At 71.3% G+C, this 17,686-nt stretch carries 13 protein-coding genes and 2 riboswitches; of the genes, 8 read left to right on the forward strand and 5 right to left on the reverse strand.

Annotation, left to right across the window (positions count from 1 at the left end):
• Positions 1 to 13: 13 nt before the first annotated feature.
• Genes ABD817_RS21500 through ABD817_RS21510 form a run of 3 tightly spaced genes read right to left on the reverse strand, consistent with a single transcriptional unit; the run spans position 14 to position 3,752 of the window.
• Complete coding sequence (locus ABD817_RS21500; RefSeq protein WP_344919859.1) at positions 14 to 1,201, reverse strand: acyltransferase family protein; 1,188 nt, start codon at positions 1,199 to 1,201, stop codon at positions 14 to 16.
• 17 nt (positions 1,202 to 1,218) lie between these two features.
• Positions 1,219 to 2,403: an NADH-quinone oxidoreductase subunit D gene (locus ABD817_RS21505; protein ID WP_344919860.1), complete on the reverse strand. Its 1,185-nt coding sequence runs from the start codon at positions 2,401 to 2,403 to the stop codon at positions 1,219 to 1,221.
• 17 nt (positions 2,404 to 2,420) lie between these two features.
• Entirely contained in the window at positions 2,421 to 3,752 is a 1,332-nt protein-coding gene (locus tag ABD817_RS21510) for an aminotransferase class V-fold PLP-dependent enzyme (protein ID WP_425583395.1), read from the reverse strand.
• A gap of 52 nt (positions 3,753 to 3,804) precedes the next feature.
• Positions 3,805 to 3,920, reverse strand: a riboswitch (SAM riboswitch).
• A gap of 232 nt (positions 3,921 to 4,152) precedes the next feature.
• On the opposite strand from ABD817_RS21510, the gene ABD817_RS21515 reads away from it, so the two are divergent.
• Positions 4,153 to 5,016 carry a TerC family protein gene (locus ABD817_RS21515; RefSeq protein ID WP_344919861.1) on the forward strand — a complete coding sequence of 288 codons (864 nt, stop codon included), beginning with the start codon at positions 4,153 to 4,155 and terminating at the stop codon, positions 5,014 to 5,016.
• Positions 5,017 to 5,036: 20 nt separating this feature from the next.
• The gene (locus tag ABD817_RS21520) at positions 5,037 to 6,236 is read left to right on the forward strand and encodes a cytochrome P450 (RefSeq protein WP_344919862.1); all 1,200 of its coding nucleotides are present in this window, start codon (positions 5,037 to 5,039) and stop codon (positions 6,234 to 6,236) included.
• 220 nt (positions 6,237 to 6,456) lie between these two features.
• On the opposite strand, the gene ABD817_RS21525 is transcribed toward ABD817_RS21520, so the two are convergent.
• A complete protein-coding gene (locus ABD817_RS21525; RefSeq protein WP_344919863.1) occupies positions 6,457 to 7,422 on the reverse strand; it encodes an SAM-dependent methyltransferase in 966 nt (321 codons plus the stop codon).
• Positions 7,423 to 7,743: 321 nt separating this feature from the next.
• On the opposite strand from ABD817_RS21525, the gene ABD817_RS21530 reads away from it, so the two are divergent.
• The 6 genes from ABD817_RS21530 (at position 7,744) to ABD817_RS21555 (ending at position 16,365) form a co-directional block, all read left to right on the forward strand.
• Positions 7,744 to 8,634: a Rossmann-like and DUF2520 domain-containing protein gene (locus ABD817_RS21530; RefSeq protein WP_329087545.1), complete on the forward strand. Its 891-nt coding sequence runs from the start codon at positions 7,744 to 7,746 to the stop codon at positions 8,632 to 8,634.
• Between the two features lie 271 nt (positions 8,635 to 8,905).
• On the forward strand, positions 8,906 to 9,733 hold the full coding sequence (gene panC, locus ABD817_RS21535) for a pantoate--beta-alanine ligase (RefSeq protein ID WP_344920158.1): 828 nt from the start codon (positions 8,906 to 8,908) through the stop codon (positions 9,731 to 9,733).
• 403 nt (positions 9,734 to 10,136) lie between these two features.
• Complete coding sequence (locus ABD817_RS21540; protein ID WP_344919864.1) at positions 10,137 to 12,689, forward strand: L-aspartate oxidase; 2,553 nt, start codon at positions 10,137 to 10,139, stop codon at positions 12,687 to 12,689.
• Positions 12,689 to 13,471: a type III pantothenate kinase gene (locus tag ABD817_RS21545; RefSeq protein WP_344919865.1), complete on the forward strand. Its 783-nt coding sequence runs from the start codon at positions 12,689 to 12,691 to the stop codon at positions 13,469 to 13,471. Before ABD817_RS21540 ends, ABD817_RS21545 begins: the two co-directional genes overlap by 1 nt.
• 90 nt (positions 13,472 to 13,561) lie before the next feature.
• Positions 13,562 to 15,064 (forward strand): bifunctional lysylphosphatidylglycerol synthetase/lysine--tRNA ligase LysX, encoded by a 1,503-nt coding sequence (gene lysX / locus ABD817_RS21550; protein WP_344919866.1) that lies wholly within the window; start codon positions 13,562 to 13,564, stop codon positions 15,062 to 15,064.
• A gap of 1,100 nt (positions 15,065 to 16,164) precedes the next feature.
• Entirely contained in the window at positions 16,165 to 16,365 is a 201-nt protein-coding gene (locus ABD817_RS21555) for a helix-turn-helix domain-containing protein (RefSeq protein ID WP_030905642.1), read from the forward strand.
• Between the two features lie 66 nt (positions 16,366 to 16,431).
• Here ABD817_RS21555 and ABD817_RS21560 read toward each other — a convergent pair whose 3' ends face one another.
• The gene (locus ABD817_RS21560) at positions 16,432 to 17,481 is read right to left on the reverse strand and encodes a C40 family peptidase (RefSeq protein ID WP_344919867.1); all 1,050 of its coding nucleotides are present in this window, start codon (positions 17,479 to 17,481) and stop codon (positions 16,432 to 16,434) included.
• A gap of 5 nt (positions 17,482 to 17,486) precedes the next feature.
• A riboswitch (cyclic di-AMP (ydaO/yuaA leader) is annotated at positions 17,487 to 17,635 on the reverse strand.
• Between the last annotated feature and the right edge of the window lie 51 nt (positions 17,636 to 17,686).

Raw genomic sequence — 17,686 nt, forward strand, 5'->3', positions numbered from 1 at the left:
GGGTGTCGCCGCGCTAGCGTCGCCGCCCCATCGTCCACTGCCGTCCGAAGAGCATGATGACCGGGAGCGTGCAGACCAGCGCCCCGGCCACTGCCAGGGGGCGCTCCAGCCACCAGAACAGGTCGGGCCGCACCCTCTCACCGGGTCCGGCGCCCGCGAGCCACCAGGTCAGCGCCACCCAGATCGCCATGCCGGTGGTGTGGAACAGGAACAGCGGGAGCGCGAACCGGTTCACCGTCTCGTTCGCGCGCTGCCACCTGGGGCGTGCGAGCAGGCGTTCCATGGACGGCCTCAGCACCTCCACCAGGCCGATCTGGAAGATCAGTAGCGCCACGATGACGAAGGTGGGCGGCGCCATGTTGGACAGCTTGTCGCCGGGAACGCCCACCATCGAGCCCGGGTAGATGCCCGAGTAGACCAGGCCGAAGAGGGCGAACAGCCCGGTCCACAGGATGGCGACGTCGAAGCGGCGGGGAAGCGCCACCACCCGGTCGTAGAAGAATCCGGCCTGGTGGGCCAGCCCCCAGACGATGATCATGTTGAGCCAGCCCGCGGCCTCGTACCCGTAGCGCAGCCGCAGCACGTCGACGACGAGCGCCGCCCCCGCCAGCCAGATCAGGGCCAGCACGTCGTAGTGCCGGTGCAGCCAGAGCGAGACCGGCAGCAGGGCGATCAGCACGAGGTAGACGCCGATGAACCAGAGCGGGCTGATGACGAGCAGAACCACGCGGTCCATCCAGTCGACCCCGAACGCCCGCGTCACGATCACGCCGAACACGATCCAGGTCCCGGCCAGCGCCAGCGCGGGGATCGCGAGGCTGCGGATGCGCCGCGACACGAAGGTGCCGATGCCGACCCCGCGCTCGCAGGCCCGGTTCCACGACAGCAGGTGGACGTGCCCGCCCACGTAGAAGAAGAGCGGCAGCACCTGCAGCAGCCACGTCAGGATCCACAGCCCCGAGGTGAAGCCCAGCGGGCTCGTCGGCGAGGGGCCGCCCGGCCCCCACTGCAGGATCGTGAACGCCCAGTGCCAGACGACCACGACGATCAGGCTGAACGCGCGCAGCCAGTCGACGTACCGGTCCCGCTGTACCCCGCTCGCGACCGGAGGAGCCTGGGACGGCACGGAATCCGTTTCGGCGGGGGATGCGGGAGGCTCCGAGGGGGTCGCCCTCTCCTGGTCTCCACCGGGTTCGATCATGCGGTTCCAACCGTGCCTTACTTGTCGATGTCGCCGACGACGAAGAACATCGAGCCCAGGATGGCCACCATGTCCGAGACCAGGTGGCCGGGGAGCATCTCGCGCAGCACCTGGACGTTGTTGAAGGAGGCCGAGCGGAGCTTCATCCGCCAGGGCGTCTTCTCCCCGCGCGAGACCAGGTAGTAGCCGTTGAGGCCCAGCGGGCTCTCCGTCCAGGCGTAGGTGTGGCCCTCGGGGACCTTCAGCACCTTGGGCAGGCGCTGGTTGATCGGCCCCGGGGGCAGGTCGAGGAGCCGCTCCACACAGGCACCGGCCAGGTCGAGGGAGACCTTCACCTGCTCCAGCAGCACCTCGAACCGGGCGTGGCAGTCTCCCGCCGACCGGGTGACGACCTTCACCGGCAGCTCCCCGTAGGCGAGGTACGGCTCGTCCCTGCGCAGGTCGACGTCGACGCCGGAGGCGCGGGCGATCGGGCCGCTCACGCCGTACTGCATGATCGTCTCGCGGTCGAGGACGCCCACCCCGCGCGTGCGGGCGAGGAAGATCTCGTTCCCGGCGATCAGGTTCTCGATGTCGGGCAGCCGCCGCCGCACGTCGGCCACGGCCTGGGCGACCCGGTCCGTCCACCCCTCGGGGAGCTCCTCCTTCAGGCCGCCGACCCGGTTGAACATGTAGTGCATGCGCCCGCCGGAGATCTCCTCCATCACGGCCTGGAGGGTCTCGCGCTCCCGGAACGCGTAGAAGACCGGGGTGATCGCGCCCAGCTCCAGCGGGTAGGAGCCGAGGAACATCAGGTGGCTGAGCACCCGGTTGAGCTCTGCCATCAGCGTGCGCGTCCAGACCGCCCTGACCGGCACCTCCATGCCGAGCATCCGCTCCACCGCGAGCACGACGCCCAGCTCGTTGGCGAACGCCGACAGCCAGTCGTGCCGGTTGGCCAGCACGATGATCTGCCGGTAGTCGCGCACCTCGAAGAGCTTCTCGGCGCCCCGGTGCATGTAGCCCACGATCGGCTCCGCCGAGCTGATCCGTTCGCCGTCCAGCGTGAGCCGCAGCCGCAGCACACCGTGCGTGGACGGGTGCTGCGGCCCGATGTTGAGGATCATGTCCTCGGTCGCGAGCTCCTTGCCGTCCGCCCCCCGCACGGCTCCGGCGCCCGCGCCCATTCCCACGCTCAGCTCACGGGGCGCGCCTTCAGTCATAGGGCCATGCTGTCATGTCAGCCGCGCGAGGCAAGATCCCGCAGGGCGTCGATCAGCCGGTCGACGTGCTCGGAGGTGGTGCCGATGCCGATGGAGGCGCGGACGGCGGAGGCGGTGACGTCGTCGCAGCCGCCGTCCTTGGCGCCCAGCAGGTGCCGTACGAAGGGGTGGGCGCAGAACTTGCCGTCGCGGACGCCGATGCCGTAGTCGCCGGACAGGGCCTCGGCGACCTCGCGGGCGGTGAAGCCGTCCACCACGAAGGAGACGATGCCGACGCGTGGGTGGTCCGGGCCCCACAGGGAGAGCTCGTGGACGCCGGGGACGGAGGCGAGGCCCGCGCGCAGGCGCCCGAGGAGGCGCTCCTCCTCGCGGACCAGCGGGGTCCAGCCGGTGGCGGTCAGGGCGTCGCAGGCCGCGGCGAGCGCGACGGCGCCCAGCACGTTCGGGGTCCCGGCCTCGTGCCGCGCCTCGGGGTCGTCGTGCCACTCGGTGGCGTCGTCGTTCACGGCCCGCACCGCGCCGCCGCCCCGCAGGTACGGCTCGGCGTCGGCGAGCCAGTCGGAACGGCCGATCAGCGCGCCGGCGCCGAACGGCGCGTAGAGCTTGTGGCCGGAGAAGACCACGTAGTCCAGGTCGAGCGCCGTCAGGTTGAGACGGCGGTGCGGGACGAGCTGCGCGGCGTCCACGAGGACGCGGGCCCCGTGCCGGTGGGCGATGTGGGCCAGCGCGGCGATCGGCCAGAGCTCCCCGGTGACGTTGGAGGCGGCGGTCACCACCAGCAGCTTGGGGCCGTCGATCGAGGCGAGGGCGTCGTCGACGGCGCGGACGGCCTCGCCGGGGAAGGCGGGGGCGGCCAGCCGCACGACCCGGTCCCAGGGCAGCAGTGAGGCGTGGTGCTCGGTGTCGAAGACCACGGTGGTGGTGCCCTCGGGCAGGCTGCGGGCCAGCAGGTTGGTCGCGTCCGTGGTGTTGCGGGTGAAGATCACCGAGTCGTCGGGGCGGGCGCCGACGAAGGCGCGCACCGTGTGCCTGGCCTGCTCGTAGCGGGCCGTGGTCAGCTGGGACGCGTACCCGGCGCCGCGGTGGACGCTGGAGTAGGCCGGGAGCGCGGCGGCGACGGCGGCGCTCACCGGCTCCAGACAGGGGGCGCTCGCGGCGTAGTCGAGGTTGGCGTAGCGGACGAGCCTTCCACCCCTGACCGGGACCTCCAGGTCCGAGCCGAGCACGGCCGGGATCGGCCGGTCGTCGGACGCGCGGGTCCCGGGGACGGTCACCGGGACGGCGGCCGGGGCGACGGGAGACGCGGGGCTCGCGGAGTTCGCGGGGGTGAGGATCGTGAGGGTGGACACGCCATGGCTCCTTAGAGGTCATCGGACCCCAACCCATGGCCTAGGTGCCTGGAGCCCGCGCTTGCCCGGCACACCTCGTGCCGGACCAGGTCCTCACCCGGGGCACCCCGCCGCGGACGCGAGGGTTGCCGGCCAGCGAGCCGGGGCTTGTCACTGGCACTCATGACCTACGGGGGAACTATAACCGACACCCCGCGGTGCCCCGCAAGCCCGAAACGTGATCAACCCGGTATCGGGGCCGGAGCGGGTGCTCCCGGAAGCGCCCGGCGAATTGAGAGCGAAGCGTGATGAGAGAGCAGGAACTCGGAGCGTCTCCCGGTCGTCCTGGCAGTCAGCCGAAGAAGCGTTCGGGCAGTTGGCCGACGGTGTGTCGAGCGCCGACCGACGAAGGAGAAAGCCAATGGACTGGGTGACCAGCCCGGAGATATGGATAGGGTTCTTCACCCTTGTCGCCCTGGAGATCGTTCTAGGAATCGACAACATCATCTTCATCTCGATCCTGGTGGGCAAGCTCCCGCCCGCGCAGCGCGACAGGGCCCGCAAGATCGGCCTCGCCGTCGCCCTGATCAGCCGCCTCCTGCTGCTGCTGGCGCTGTCGTGGGTGGTGAGGCTCACGGAGCCGCTGTTCGAGGTCTTCGGGCAGGGGATATCGGGGCGCGACCTGATCCTGATACTCGGCGGCCTGTTCCTGCTGGGCAAGAGCGTCCACGAGATGCACGGCAGCCTGGAGGGGGAGTCCCACCACTCCGAGGGCAAGGTGGCCTCGTCCTTCACCTCGGTGATCATCCAGATCATGATCCTCGACGTCGTCTTCTCGCTCGACTCGGTGATCACCGCGGTCGGCATGGTCGACGAGCTGGGCGTCATGATCGCGGCAGTCATCGTCTCGGTCATCGTGATGCTGGTCGCCTCCGGGCCGATCAGCCGCTTCGTGGACCGGCACCCGAGCATCAAGATGCTCGCCCTGTCCTTCCTGGTGCTGGTCGGCGTCGTGCTCATCGCCGAGGGATTCGAGCAGCACATCTCCAAGGGCTACATCTACTTCGCCATGGCGTTCTCGCTGCTGGTGGAGCTGCTGAACATCCGGATGCGCGGCAAGTCGAAGCGGAAGCCGGTCGAGCTGCGCTCCCGCTACGAGACCGGGGGCCAGGCCGGTTCCGAGACCCCGGCGACCCCGCAGAGCACGGAGAGCCGGGGAGCTTTGGCGACCCAGACCGACGAACCTGCTGAAAGGGGAAATCCAGACAAGCAGGCCAACTCCTAGGCCGGGATTACGATGCCTGTGTGCGCTTTGATCCCTGGAGTCCGGAGTTCGTCGCCCATCCCTATGACGTCTACGACGAGCTGAGGCGGGAGCGGCCGGTCAGCTTCTTCGAGCCGACCGGCCAGTGGCTGGTGGCCAGGCACGCCGACGTCAACGCGCTGCTGCGGGACCGCAGGCTCGGCCGCTCCTACCTGCACGTGGCCTCGCACCGGGAGTTCGGCAGGCCCGACGACCCCGAGTTCCAGGACCCGTTCTGGCGGGTGATCAGGGCGGGCATGCTCGACGTCGAGCCGCCGGTGCACACCAGGCTCCGGCGGCTGGTCTCGAAGGCGTTCACCCCTCGCATGGTCCAGGCGCTCCGTCCCAAGGTCGCCCGTATGGCCGAGGAGCTGGTGGACGTCTTCGTCGAGCACGGTGGCGGAGACCTGATCGCCGAGGTCGCCGAACCTCTCCCGGTCACCGTGATCGCCGAGATGCTCGGCGTGCCCGAGGCCGACCGGCACCTGCTGCGGCCCTGGTCGGCCGACATCTGCGGCATGTACGAGCTCCAGCCGTCGATCGAGGCCCAGCGCACGGCCGTACGGGCGGCCGAGGAGTTCTCCGCCTACCTCGTCGAGCTGGCCCGCGCCCGCAGGGCCGACCCCGGTGACGACCTGATCAGCGCGCTCGCCCTGGTGACCGACGAGGGCGACACGCTCACCGAGGAGGAGCTGGTCGGCACCTGCGTGCTGCTGCTCAACGCCGGGCACGAGGCCACCGTCAACGTCACCGGGAACGGCTGGTGGTCGCTGTTCCGCAACCCGGCCGAGCTGGACCGGCTCCGCGCCGACCACACCCTGCTGCCCACGGCGGTCGAGGAGCTGATGCGCTGGGACACCCCGCTGCAGATGTTCGAACGCTGGGTGCTGGAGGACGTCTCGGTGGGCGGGATCGACATCCCGCGCGGCACCGAGGTGGCGCTGCTGTTCGGTTCGGCCAACCGCGACCCCGAGGTCTTCGCCGACCCCGGCCGCCTGGACGTGGGCCGGGCCGACAACCCACACATCTCCTTCGGCGCCGGCATCCACTTCTGCCTCGGGGCACCGCTGGCCAGGGTCGAGCTGGTCGAGTCGTTCGGCGCCCTGCTGCGCAAGGCGCCGAAGATGGAGCTCGTTAACGAGCCCACCTGGGGTCCCGGCTACGTCATCCGGGGTCTGGAGTCCCTCCAGATACGGGTCTGAGAACCGGCTCACCCGGACGCGGTGTCCGGATGGATCGGAGAACCGGCCCGCCCGGACGCGGTGTCCGGATGAGGTCGGGAACCGGCCCGTCAGGACCCGCGTACGGCGAGGTGACGTCCTGGGTCTCGTCGGCCACCCGGGTCGCGACCGGCTCAAGAGCCCGCACGAGTCGGCCACCCGGGTCGCGAGCCTCGGCGGGACGACGATGGCGGTCCGGCGGTCAGGGACGGCTCTGGGAGAGCCAGCCGAACCCGCCGAGCCCCCCGGCGGCGATGAGCTCCGCCTCCTCCGAGGCCCTCGTGAGGGCCCGCAGGTAGCCGCGCGGGTCGTTTCCGGCCTGCTCGACCGGCGGGCGGCTCCCGGTGACGCCCAGGGCGCGCAACGCCTCGCGCTGCGTGGTCAGCGCCGTCGTGACGGCCCCGGCGCTCTCGCCGGAGGCCGCGCAGGCGTCGAGCGCCACGTGGGCGGTGATGTCGCACGAACCGTCGGGCACCGGCGCGACCAGCGCCCCGTCGCGGTATCCGGCCAGCGTGCCGTACGGCGGCCGGCTGTCGAGGACGTGGGCGTAGTCGATCGCGATCGCCCGGCCGCGCGCCAGCCGCAGGATCACCGACGCCCAGGCCCTGTCGCGCGGCCTGCCGATCTCGGCCCGCTCGCCGGGGGCCCGCATCCGCCACCAGCGGGCCAGCCACGCGAGATCCGCCTCGGAGGGACTGCCGCCGAGGCGCTCCTCACCATCCGTGACGTTGACCAGGACCAGCCGGGGGCCGTCGGCCGTCTGCTCCGCGATGTCGACGGGGACGTTGTCGAGCCACTCGTTGGCGATCACCAGCCCGTGGATCCCGTCCGGCGCGGCCTTCGACCAGACGATCTCCTCGGGCAGCGCCGGAGGCCGGGGCGCCAGGTCGACCGCGGTCACCCGCAGCCTCGACCGGAGCGCGGGCGGCGCCGCGGCGAGCACACCGGCCGCCAGCCCGCCCTCACCGGCGCCGATGTCGACCAGGTCGAGCACCTCGGGGCCGCCCAGCGCCTCGTCGATCGCGGTCAGCTCGCGCAGCACGGCCTCGGCGAAGACGGGGGAGGCGCCGACCGAGGTCCGGAAATGGCTGGAGGGACGCTCCCGGAGGTAGAAGCCGCTCTCGCCGTAGAGCGCGTGCTCCATCGCGGCACGCCAGGTGAGCCACACGCTCTCAGACGCTACCCGCCGGGGCGGGGGAACGAGATCAACTCGCGCTGACGCTTCGAGTGAGTACATGACTCCATTCTGTCACCGATTCGCACAATCGTTGTCGACACCGCCTCGGCGCGCCGACGTCGGAAACGCCGTGCCGACCGGGTCCGCGGGCTCTCCGAAGGGCCCCGTACGCTCCCGGTGTGCCCGATCCGGGCATCTCGCGGGCGACCCCGCCCCGTTACCGAACACGCGTCTTGCCACGGTTGCGACGGCATGGCCCGTTACGCTGGTCAATCGGGCACGGAGCCCCACATGGTCGAAGGACGGGACGTCATGGACGCAGTCGATCGCCCGGCACGACTGGCCGTCGGAGTGGTTGGAGCGGGCAGGGTCGGTTCGGCACTCGGCGCCGCGCTCGTCAGGGCGGGGCACCGGGTGGTCGCGACGAGCGGCGTCTCCGACGCCTCCAGGGAGCGGGCGGTCGAGCGGCTCGGCCTCGTCCCCACCCGGCCCGAGGACGTGGTGGCCGGCGCGGACCTCGTCCTGCTGACGGTCCCCGACGACGTGCTGCCCGGCCTGGTCTCCGGCCTGGTCGAGACCGGCGCCGATCTGCGCGGCAGGCTGGTGGCCCACACCAGCGGCGCGTACGGCCTGGCGGTGCTGAATCCGGCGATCAAGGCCGGGGCGCTGCCGCTCGCGCTGCACCCCGTGATGACCTTCACCGGCCGCGACGACGACCTGCGCCGCCTCACCGGGATCTCGTACGGGGTGACCGCCCCCGACGCGCTCCGTCCGGTGGCCGAGGCCCTCGTCATCGAGATGGAGGGCGAGCCGGTCTGGATCGCCGACGAGGACCGGCCGCTCTACCACGCGGCCCTGGCGGGGGCGGCCAACCACATGGTGACGCTCATCGCGGAGTCCTCGGAACTGCTGGGCAGGATCGGCGTGGAGCAGCCGGGCAGGATGCTCGGCCCGCTGCTCGGCGCGGCCCTGGAGAACGTGCTGAGACTCGGCATCGCCGGGCTGACCGGTCCGGTGGTGCGCGGTGACGCGGGGACCGTCCGCAGGCACGTGGACGCGCTGATCCTCGCCGCTCCCGAGGCGGCGGACGCCTACGTGGCGCTCGCCAGGCTCACCGCCGACCGGGCACTGGCGGCCGGGCTGCTCAAGCCCGAGGCCGCCGAGCGCCTCCTGGACGCCCTGGGCGGCAACATATGGACCTGAGGGACCGGGTCCTCCGACCCGCTGGGCGGCGACATACGGACCCGAAGGGCCCGGGGCCTGGGAGATCGGCCGGAAAGGCGGCGTACGGGCCCGGGGCTCCCGTTCCGACCCGGTGCCCGTCCCGGCGAGCCGATCCGGTTAGCTGATCCGGTGAGCCGAGTTCACCCGGCCGAGGGAACCGGCGGACTCCGACGAACGTCATTTCTCTCCGGCCCGGGGGCCGGAGCACCCCCGGGAGGTTCCAGTGATCGTGGCGGACGACCGCGCAGGGCTGCTCAAGGCCCGCGAGGCCCTGGGGATCGGCGCGGGCGCCTCCTCGGGAGGGAGCGCGCTGGCGCTCGTGCCGACCATGGGCGCGCTGCACGAGGGGCACCGCTCGCTCATCCGGCTGGCTCGCGAGAGGGCCGCGCATGTGGCGGTGAGCATCTTCGTGAACCCGCTCCAGTTCGGGCCCGCCGAGGATTACTCCCGCTATCCCCGGACGTTCGACGCCGACCTCGAAGTCTGCGCGGCCGAGGGGGTGGGCGTGGTGTTCGCCCCCTCGGTCCAGGACATGTACCTGCCGGACAGGCAGGTCGGCGTGTCCGCGGGCGAGATGGGCTCGGTCGTCGAGGGGGAGTTCAGGCCCGGCCACCTCGACGGCGTGCTGACCGTGGTGCTGAAGCTGTTCAACCTGGTCCAGCCGGACGTGGCGGTGTTCGGGCGGAAGGACGCCCAGCAGCTCGCGATGATCCGCCGGATGGTCGCCGACCTGAACCTGCCGGTCTCGATCGTCGGGGGGCCCACGGTCCGCGAGCCGGACGGCCTGGCGTTGTCCAGCCGCAACCGCTACCTGTCGCCGGACGACCGGACGGCGGCCCTGGCCCTGTCCCGCGCCCTGGAGGCGGGTTCCGGGCGGCGCGCGCCCGAGGAGATCCGCGGGGCCGCGCTCGCCGTCCTGGGGGCCGAGCCGTCGCTGGCGGTCGACTACCTGGTCCTGGTCGACCCCGCGACCTTCGCGGAGGTCGGCGACGACTACGCGGGTGAGGCGATCCTCGCGGTGGCCGCGAGGGTGGGGTCCACCAGATTGATCGACAACGTCACCGTCGACGTCCGCTGACTCCCGGCCGCTCGCCGGTGGGCGGGACGACTCATGAGCGGCCGGTGGCTACGGCGACCCATGAGCGGTGATCTATGTGTGGCCGGTGGTGAGCGGCGGCCCGTGAGCGGCCGATGAGTGGCGACCCGTGAGCGGCCAGTGGGCGGTGGCTCGCGAGTGGCGACCCGCGAGCGGCCGGTGGGCGGTGGCCCGCGAGGGGCGACCCGCCAGTGGCCCGTGGGCGGTGATCGATGAGCGGCCGGTGGTGGTGATCGGCGGTGAGCCGCCGTATCCGGCCCCGAACTGCCGTTATTTCAGGCTTCGGGTGAAATGTCCCACCCCGGGGAACAGCCGCTTCCTGGAGGGCGTTATCGTCACACTGACGAAATGAACGGCCTCTAATGATCCCCGCGAGGAGGCGGCTATGAGCATCCCGGCCATTCCCCAGAGGTTGACCGCTCCCGCTCCGGGCTGGACGGTACGGGCGGACGTGGTCGTGGTGGGCTCCGGCGTCGCCGGCCTCACCCTGGCGCTGCGGTACGCCGCCCTCGACCCCGGGGCGAAGGTCCTGGTCGTCACCAAGGACGTCCTGTCGTCCGGCTCCACCCGCTGGGCCCAGGGCGGGATCGCCGCCGTGCTCGACCCGCGCGACACCCCCGAGGAACACCTCTCCGACACGCTCGTCGCCGGAGTGGGCCTCTGCGACGAGGAGGCCGTCCGGATCCTGGTGACCGAGGGGCCCGACGCGCTGCGCGGCCTGATCGCGGTGGGCGCCAGGTTCGACACCGACGACTCGGGGGCCCTCCAGCTCACCAGGGAGGGCGGCCACCGGCGCGACCGCATCGTGCACGCGGGCGGCGACGCCACCGGGGCCGAGGTGCAGAGGGCGCTCGTCAAGGCCGTCGTGGAGTCGGGGATCGAGGTGATCGAGCACGCGCTCGTCCTCGACCTCCTCAAGGACGCCGAGGGCCGTACCGCGGGGGTGACCCTGCACGTCATGGGCGAGGGCGAGCGCGACGGGGTGGGCGCGGTCACGGCGGGGGCCGTGGTGCTGGCCACCGGCGGTATGGGCCAGGTCTACGCCGCCACCACCAACCCCGTCGTCTCCACCGGCGACGGGGTCGCGCTCGCGCTGCGCGCGGGCGCCGTCGTCAGGGACCTGGAGTTCGTCCAGTTCCACCCGACCGTCCTGTGGCTCGGCGAGAACTCCACCGGCCAGCAGCCGCTGGTCTCCGAGGCGGTCAGGGGCGAGGGCGCCGTGCTGGTCGACGCGGACGGCACCCGGTTCATGCGGGACGTCCACGAGCTCGCCGACCTCGCCCCCCGCGACGTCGTGGCCAAGGCGATCATGCGGCGGATGCGCGTCACCGGCACCGACCACGTCTATCTCGACGCCCGCCACTTCGGCGAGGAGAAGTGGCGCACCCGCTTCCCGACGATCCACGCGGTCTGCCTGGAGCACGGCATCGACCCGGTCACCCAGCTCGTCCCCGTCGCGCCCGCCGCCCACTACGCCAGCGGCGGCGTCCGCGCCGACCTGCGCGGCCGTACCAGCGTGCCCGGCCTGTACGCGTGCGGCGAGGTCGCGTGCACCGGCGTGCACGGCGCCAACCGGCTCGCCTCCAACTCCCTGCTCGAAGGTCTGGTCTTCGCCGGGCGCATCGCCGCCGACATCCATGAGGGACGGGCCACCCGCGACGGGGCGCGGCCGGTCGCGGGGGAGCCGGTCCCCGACGACCGTCCCACCGGCCTGATCGACCCCAGGGCCCGCAGCAGGATCCAGGGGCACATGAGCCGGGGGGCGAGCGTGCTGCGCGGCGAGGAGTCCCTGGGAGAGGTCGCCAGGGCCCTGCTGAACCTCAGGTGGACCCCGGTGACGGTCGAGCCGTGCACCGAGTCCTGGGAGACCACCAACCTGCTGACGGTCGCCTCCGCGCTCGTGGCGGCCGCCCGCGAACGCCGGGAGACCCGTGGGTCACACTGGCGCGAGGACTTCCCCGAGCGGGACGACGACCGGTGGCTGGGCCACCTCGACACCACCCTGACAACGGAGGGACCGGCCATGACCTACGTACCGCACGGGCGGCGCGTGACCGCGCTGCCGCTCCAGGTGGAGAACGACCTGGTCGAGGCGGGGCTGGACCCGGGAGCGGTGGCCGCGATCCTGGAGGCCGCAGCGGCCGAGGACCTCCAGGAAGGCGGCGACGTCACCAGCGTCGCCACCATCCCCGCCGACCAGACCGCCACCGCCGACGTGGTGGCCCGCGCGGACGGCGTGGTCGCGGGGCTGGCCGTGGCCGAGGGCGCCTTCTCCCACCTCAGCCAGGGCCGTCTGGTGGCCGAACGCAGGGTCAAGGACGGCGAGCGTGTCGCCGGGGGCGACGTGCTGATGACCGTCACCGGCCCCACCCGGGACCTGCTGACCGCCGAGCGCACCGCGCTCAACCTGCTCACCCACCTGTCCGGCATCGCGACCCTGACCGATCACTGGGTCCGGGCCGTCGAGGGGACCGGGGCCAGGATCAGGGACAGCCGCAAGACGCTACCCGGGCTGCGCGCCCTGGAGAAGTACGCCGTCCGGTGCGGCGGCGGCACCAATCACCGCATGTCGCTTTCGGACGCCGCGCTGATCAAGGACAATCACGTGGTGGCCTCGGGCGGGGTCGCCGAGGCGTTCCGGGCGGTCCGTGACGCCTACCCCGGCCTGCCGATCGAGGTCGAGGTCGACCGGATCGACCAGATCGAGCCGGTGCTGGCCGAGGGAGCGGAGGAGATCCTGTTGGACAATTTCACCGTCGAGGAGCTGGCGCGGGCCGTACGGCTGGTGGACGGCAGGGCGCGGCTGGAGTCCAGCGGCGGGCTCACCCTCCAGGTCGCTCGTGACGTGGCCGAAACAGGTGTTGACTACCTTGCCGTGGGCGCGCTCACGCACTCGGCGCCGGCGCTGGACATCGCCTTGGACCTTCGGGGGAATTGATGCTGCTTGCCATCGACGTCGGCAACACCCACACCGTTCTCGGCCTCTTCGAGGGCGAGGACGTCATCGAGCACTGGCGGATCTCCACGGAGGCCCGGCGCACGGCGGACGAGATCGCCGTCGTGCTCCAGGGGCTGCTCGGGCAGTCGCCGCTGCTCAAGGGCGCCGACGTCAACGGCATCGTGATCTGCTCCACCGTCCCCTCGGTGCTCAACGAGATGCGCGAGATGTGCCGCCGCTACTACGGCGACGTGAACGCGGTGATCGTCGAGCCCGGCGTCCGCACCGGGGTGCCGGTCAGGATGGACAACCCGAAGGAGGTCGGCAGCGACCGCATCGTGAACGCGCTGGCGGCCATCCAGCTGTACGGCGGGCCGTGCGTCATCGTCGACTTCGGGACCGCGACCTCCTTCGACGCGGTCTCCGCCAAGGGGGAGTACGTCGGCGCGGTGACCGCCCCCGGGATCGAGATCTCGGTGGACGCGCTCGCCGCCGCGGGGGCGCAGCTGCACAAGGTGGAGCTGATCCGCCCCCGCTCCGTGATCGCCAAGAACACCGTCGAGGCGCTCCAGGCCGGCATCATCTACGGCTTCGCGGGCCAGGTGGACGGGATCGTCGAGCGGATGGCGGCGGAGCTCGCCGACGACCCCGACGACGTCACGGTGGTCGCCACCGGCAGCGCGGCGCCGCTCGTGGTGAGCGAGGCGCGCTCGATCGACATGCACGAGCCCTGGCTCACGCTGATCGGCCTGCGCCTGATCTACCACCGCAACACCGCCTGAGGGCGCCCGCGGCGCGGAGGAGGAACCCCCTCCCGGCAGCGGGCGGTCGGCGAACTCGCGGGGTTCGCCGCATCGGTACCCTTTGGAACTGTGACCGATGACGTGACGAATCCCGCCGAGGATCTGCCCGAGCAGATGCGCGTGCGCCGGGAGAAGCTTGACCGCCTCCGTTCCGAGGACGTCGACCCCTACCCGGTGAACTTCCCGCGCACCGCGACCAACGCCGAGATCCGCCAGAAATACGCTGATCTCTCCGCTGACACCGCGACGGGCGACAAAGTGGGCGTCACCGGCCGGGTGATGCTGTCCAGGACCGGCGGCAAGCTCTGCTTCGCCACCCTCCGCGACGGCTCCGGCGATCTCCAGGTCATGGTCTCCCTGGACAGGGTGGGCGAGGAGTCCCTGGCCGCGTGGAAGCGCGACGTCGACCTCGGCGACCACGTGGGCATCGAGGGCGAGGTCATCACCTCCCGCAGGGGCGAGCTGTCCATCCTCGCCGACCGCTGGGTGATCACGTCGAAGTGCCTGCGCCCGCTGCCGGAGAAGCACGCCGGGCTCACCGACCCCGAGGCGCGGGTCCGCCAGCGCTACGTCGACCTCATCGTCAACGACGAGGCCAGGAAGATGGCCCACACCCGCAGCGCCGTGGTCAGGGCCGTCCGCGACTTCTGGCACGAGGAGGGCTACCTGGAGGTCGAGACGCCGATGCTCCAGCCGATCCACGGCGGAGCCACGGCCAGGCCCTTCAAGACCCACATCAACGCGTACGACATGGGGCTCTACCTCCGCATCGCGATCGAGCTCTACCTCAAGCGGCTGGTGGTCGGCGGCCTGGAGAAGGTCTTCGAGATCAACCGCAACTTCCGCAACGAGGGCGCCGACTCCACCCACAACCCCGAGTTCACGATGCTGGAGGCGTACGGCACGTATCTCGACTACAACGACATCGCCGACCTGACCCAGCGGATGATCCAGAAGGCCGTGGTGGCCGCCCTCGGCCACTCCGTGGTCGTCCACGAGGGCCAGGAGATCGATCTCGGCCTGGCGAAGTGGCCGCGGATCACCCTGTACGGGTCGGTCTCCGAAGCGCTGGGCGAGGAGGTCACCACCGAGACGCCCCTGGAGCACGTCCGCAAGCTCGCGGACGCGCGGGAGATCCACTGGGACGCCAAGTGGGGTCAGGGCAAGCTGGTCCAGGAGATCTTCGAGGCCCTCGTGGAGCACACGCTCGTCCAGCCCACGTTCGTCATGGACTATCCGCTGGAGACCTCCCCGCTGGCCCGCAACCACCGGGACAACCCGCTCCTCACCGAGAAGTGGGACCTGATCGGCTTCGGCACCGAGCTGGGCACCGGCTACTCGGAGCTGAACGACCCGATCGAGCAGCGCCGCCGCCTCACCGAGCAGTCCCTGCTCGCCGCGGGCGGCGACGTCGAGGCCATGCAGCTTGACGAGGACTTCCTCACCGCCCTGGAATATGCGATGCCGCCCACCGGCGGCATGGGGCTCGGCATCGACCGCCTCGTCATGGCCTTCACCGGCAAGAACATCCGCGAGACCATCCTGTTCCCGCTGGTCAAGCCGACCACCTGAGCCCGGCGGGCGGCGCGCGAGGACGTTCTCCCCGTACGGTGGCGCCGGGCCGGGCACCGCCCGGCCCGGCGCCACCGTCGTGAGGCCCGGCGCCGCTTCCCGCCCGGAGCGCGTCCCCTGCCGGAGCGCATCGAGGCCGAGAGCCCCGGAAGACCGGCCGGTCGCGCCGAGCGGCACCTCGCACGGCCCCGGGCCGGTGGGGGGCGAACCTGAGGGGTGAGCCGTACGGCCCCGAGGGGCGCGAGCCTGAGCGTTGAGCCGTACGCCCTGGGCCGGTGGGCCTGAATCCGAGCGTGAGCCGCGCGGCCGGGGGTGGGGCGGTCCTCGATACCGCCGGGCCTTTTCCCGTGGACGCGGCTCAGGACACCGGGGCGGAGCGGTGCCGTGGCCCCACCCTCGCGGATCCGCGGATCGCGGGAGTCCCCGTACGGCGTGCGGGTGAGGCCAGGACGGACAGGGCGGAAACGGTGGGCCGGAAACCGCCGTCGCGCCCATGAGCCCCCGTAATGGCGCATCCGTTTCTGTACGGGACAGAAATCCATTTCCAGCACGTCCAATATCGCCCGGCGCCCCATCGTCGCCGCGTGATACTTCGCGAATGCCGCAAAGCTGCTCCCTTGACCCTCATATTTCTGTGTTTCCCGTGGGGTGCCGTCAAGGCGGTGAGTGACCGTGGTCGCCGAAGAGTATCGGGAAGAGATCTGTTTTTCCCGAGAAATGCGGGCGGGCCGGATCCCCGGGGGGCCGGTCCCGGCGCGCCCGGCGTGCCCGGCAGGGGGCGGCGGCTCCGGCGAAACCTTGTTCTGCCAGGACTTCGACCGCCTCGGCCAGGGGGTGCTTGCCGCCTCGTGCCTGGGCTCGATCATGACATAGCCGCAAAGGCACTGACATATCATGAGTACTTCATGTAGCGCCTACTATGTCAATACTGGACGCGCGCTATGAAGAGTGGAACTTGACGACCTTTGAACAAGGCGTTTACCGTTCCTGGCGGACGGTATTCATTTCCGGCGTCTCGCACCCGGTTTCCAGAGTGGGGGGAGTGACTCTTGATGGCATATCCAGAAGTGGATTCACGCCATGGCGACAGCCCCCTGGGCATGAGCGATATCGGTCTCAGCGACGACGACCTCGTGCTGCTGGCTGAGCTCGCCAAGGGTGTCACGGTCGATCGGGTGGGTCGTCGCCTCGACATCAGCGGACGGACCGTCAGGCGCAGGCTGAGAGGCATCTGCGACCGCATCGGTGTCGCCACGGCGATCGAGGCCGTGGCCTGGGCCGCCCGCCGCCGCCTGATCTAACACCGCCGCGTGTCCGGCAGATCGGGCCGGACACGCGTGCGGGGGCCGGGTACGTTCGGTCCGCGATCAGTCAGCGATGCGGACGCCTCCGGCGAAGGGCCGGTTGTCGATCGTGGCGATGTGGACGACGTCCCCCGTCTGGGGCGCGTGGATCATCAGGCCCGCGCCGATGTAGATCCCGACGTGGTGCAGGTCGCTGTAGAAGAAGACCAGGTCGCCGGGGCGCAGCTCGTCCCTGCCGACGTGGGTGCCCGCGGTCCACTGGTCGCCTGTGTAGTGCGGCAGGCTGATGCCGACCTTCTGGTAGGCCCACATGACCAGCCCGGAGCAGTCGAAGGAGTTGGGACCCTCGGCGCCCCAGACGTACGGCTTGAGCTGCTGGGTGAGCGCCCAGCGGGTGGCCTCCGCGGCCTTGCCGCTGCCCACGATGGGCACGTTGGTCCTCACCCGGGCGCCCCTGTTGCTGACGGCCCTGCTGCGCACCTCGCTGAACAGGTCGCTCTCGACCCGCGCGACCAGTCGTTCGATCTTGGTCCGGTTGCCGTCGATCTCCGTCAGGAGCTTCTTGACCTCCGAGGTCCTCGCCGTGGCGCTGGCCTGCGCCCGCTCGGCGGCCTCGATCGCCCGGGCCACCTGGGCGACCTCCTCGCTCTGCTGCTGCTGGAGCGCGTAGTTGGTGGTGGCCTGGTCGAGGAAGGTGTCGGGGTCCGTCGACTGGGTGAAGGCGAGCCCGGGGTTCAGGCCGCCCGACATGTAGGTGCTCTGCGCCAGGAGGGTGGCCTTGGTGCGGCGGGTCGCCAGCTCGGACTCGCTCGACGCGAGGGTCTTCTTGGCGCTCTCCGCGGCCCGCTGAGCCTGCTTGAGCTTGACCCGCTCGCCGTTGTACCGCTCGGCGAGGGTGCCGATCTCCTCGTGCAGCTTCTCGGCCTGCTTGGCCAGCTGCTGGAGGCTGGGCTCTGGGTCGGCGGTGGCGGCGACCAGCGGCGTGCCGAGGGTCAGGGTGGCGAACGCCAGGCCGATGACCGCCACGCGACGGCGCAGCCTTCGCGGCGCGCGTTCTCGACAGCGGGCGTCGTCGCCCGCGTGCTTTCCTCCGCGGTCGCGCGTGCGCTTCACCAACAGGCTCCTCTCCTCGACCGCCTACCGGGTTAGCTGACGGGTTCGGGCCGGAGGCAGCCCTACCGGGTGCGCCGGTGGCACTCGGATTCACCCCGGAGGACGTGGTGGGTCCCCGGTTCCCCGCTGGTGGGGGATTCGGCGGGTCAGGCTTTTTACGTCTCTGACATCGAGCACGGAGATTAGTGCACCCGTGGTTCCTGCT

It is taken from the genome of Streptosporangium oxazolinicum, from assembly GCF_039537505.1.
GTDB classification, from domain to species: Bacteria; Actinomycetota; Actinomycetes; order Streptosporangiales; family Streptosporangiaceae; genus Streptosporangium; species Streptosporangium oxazolinicum.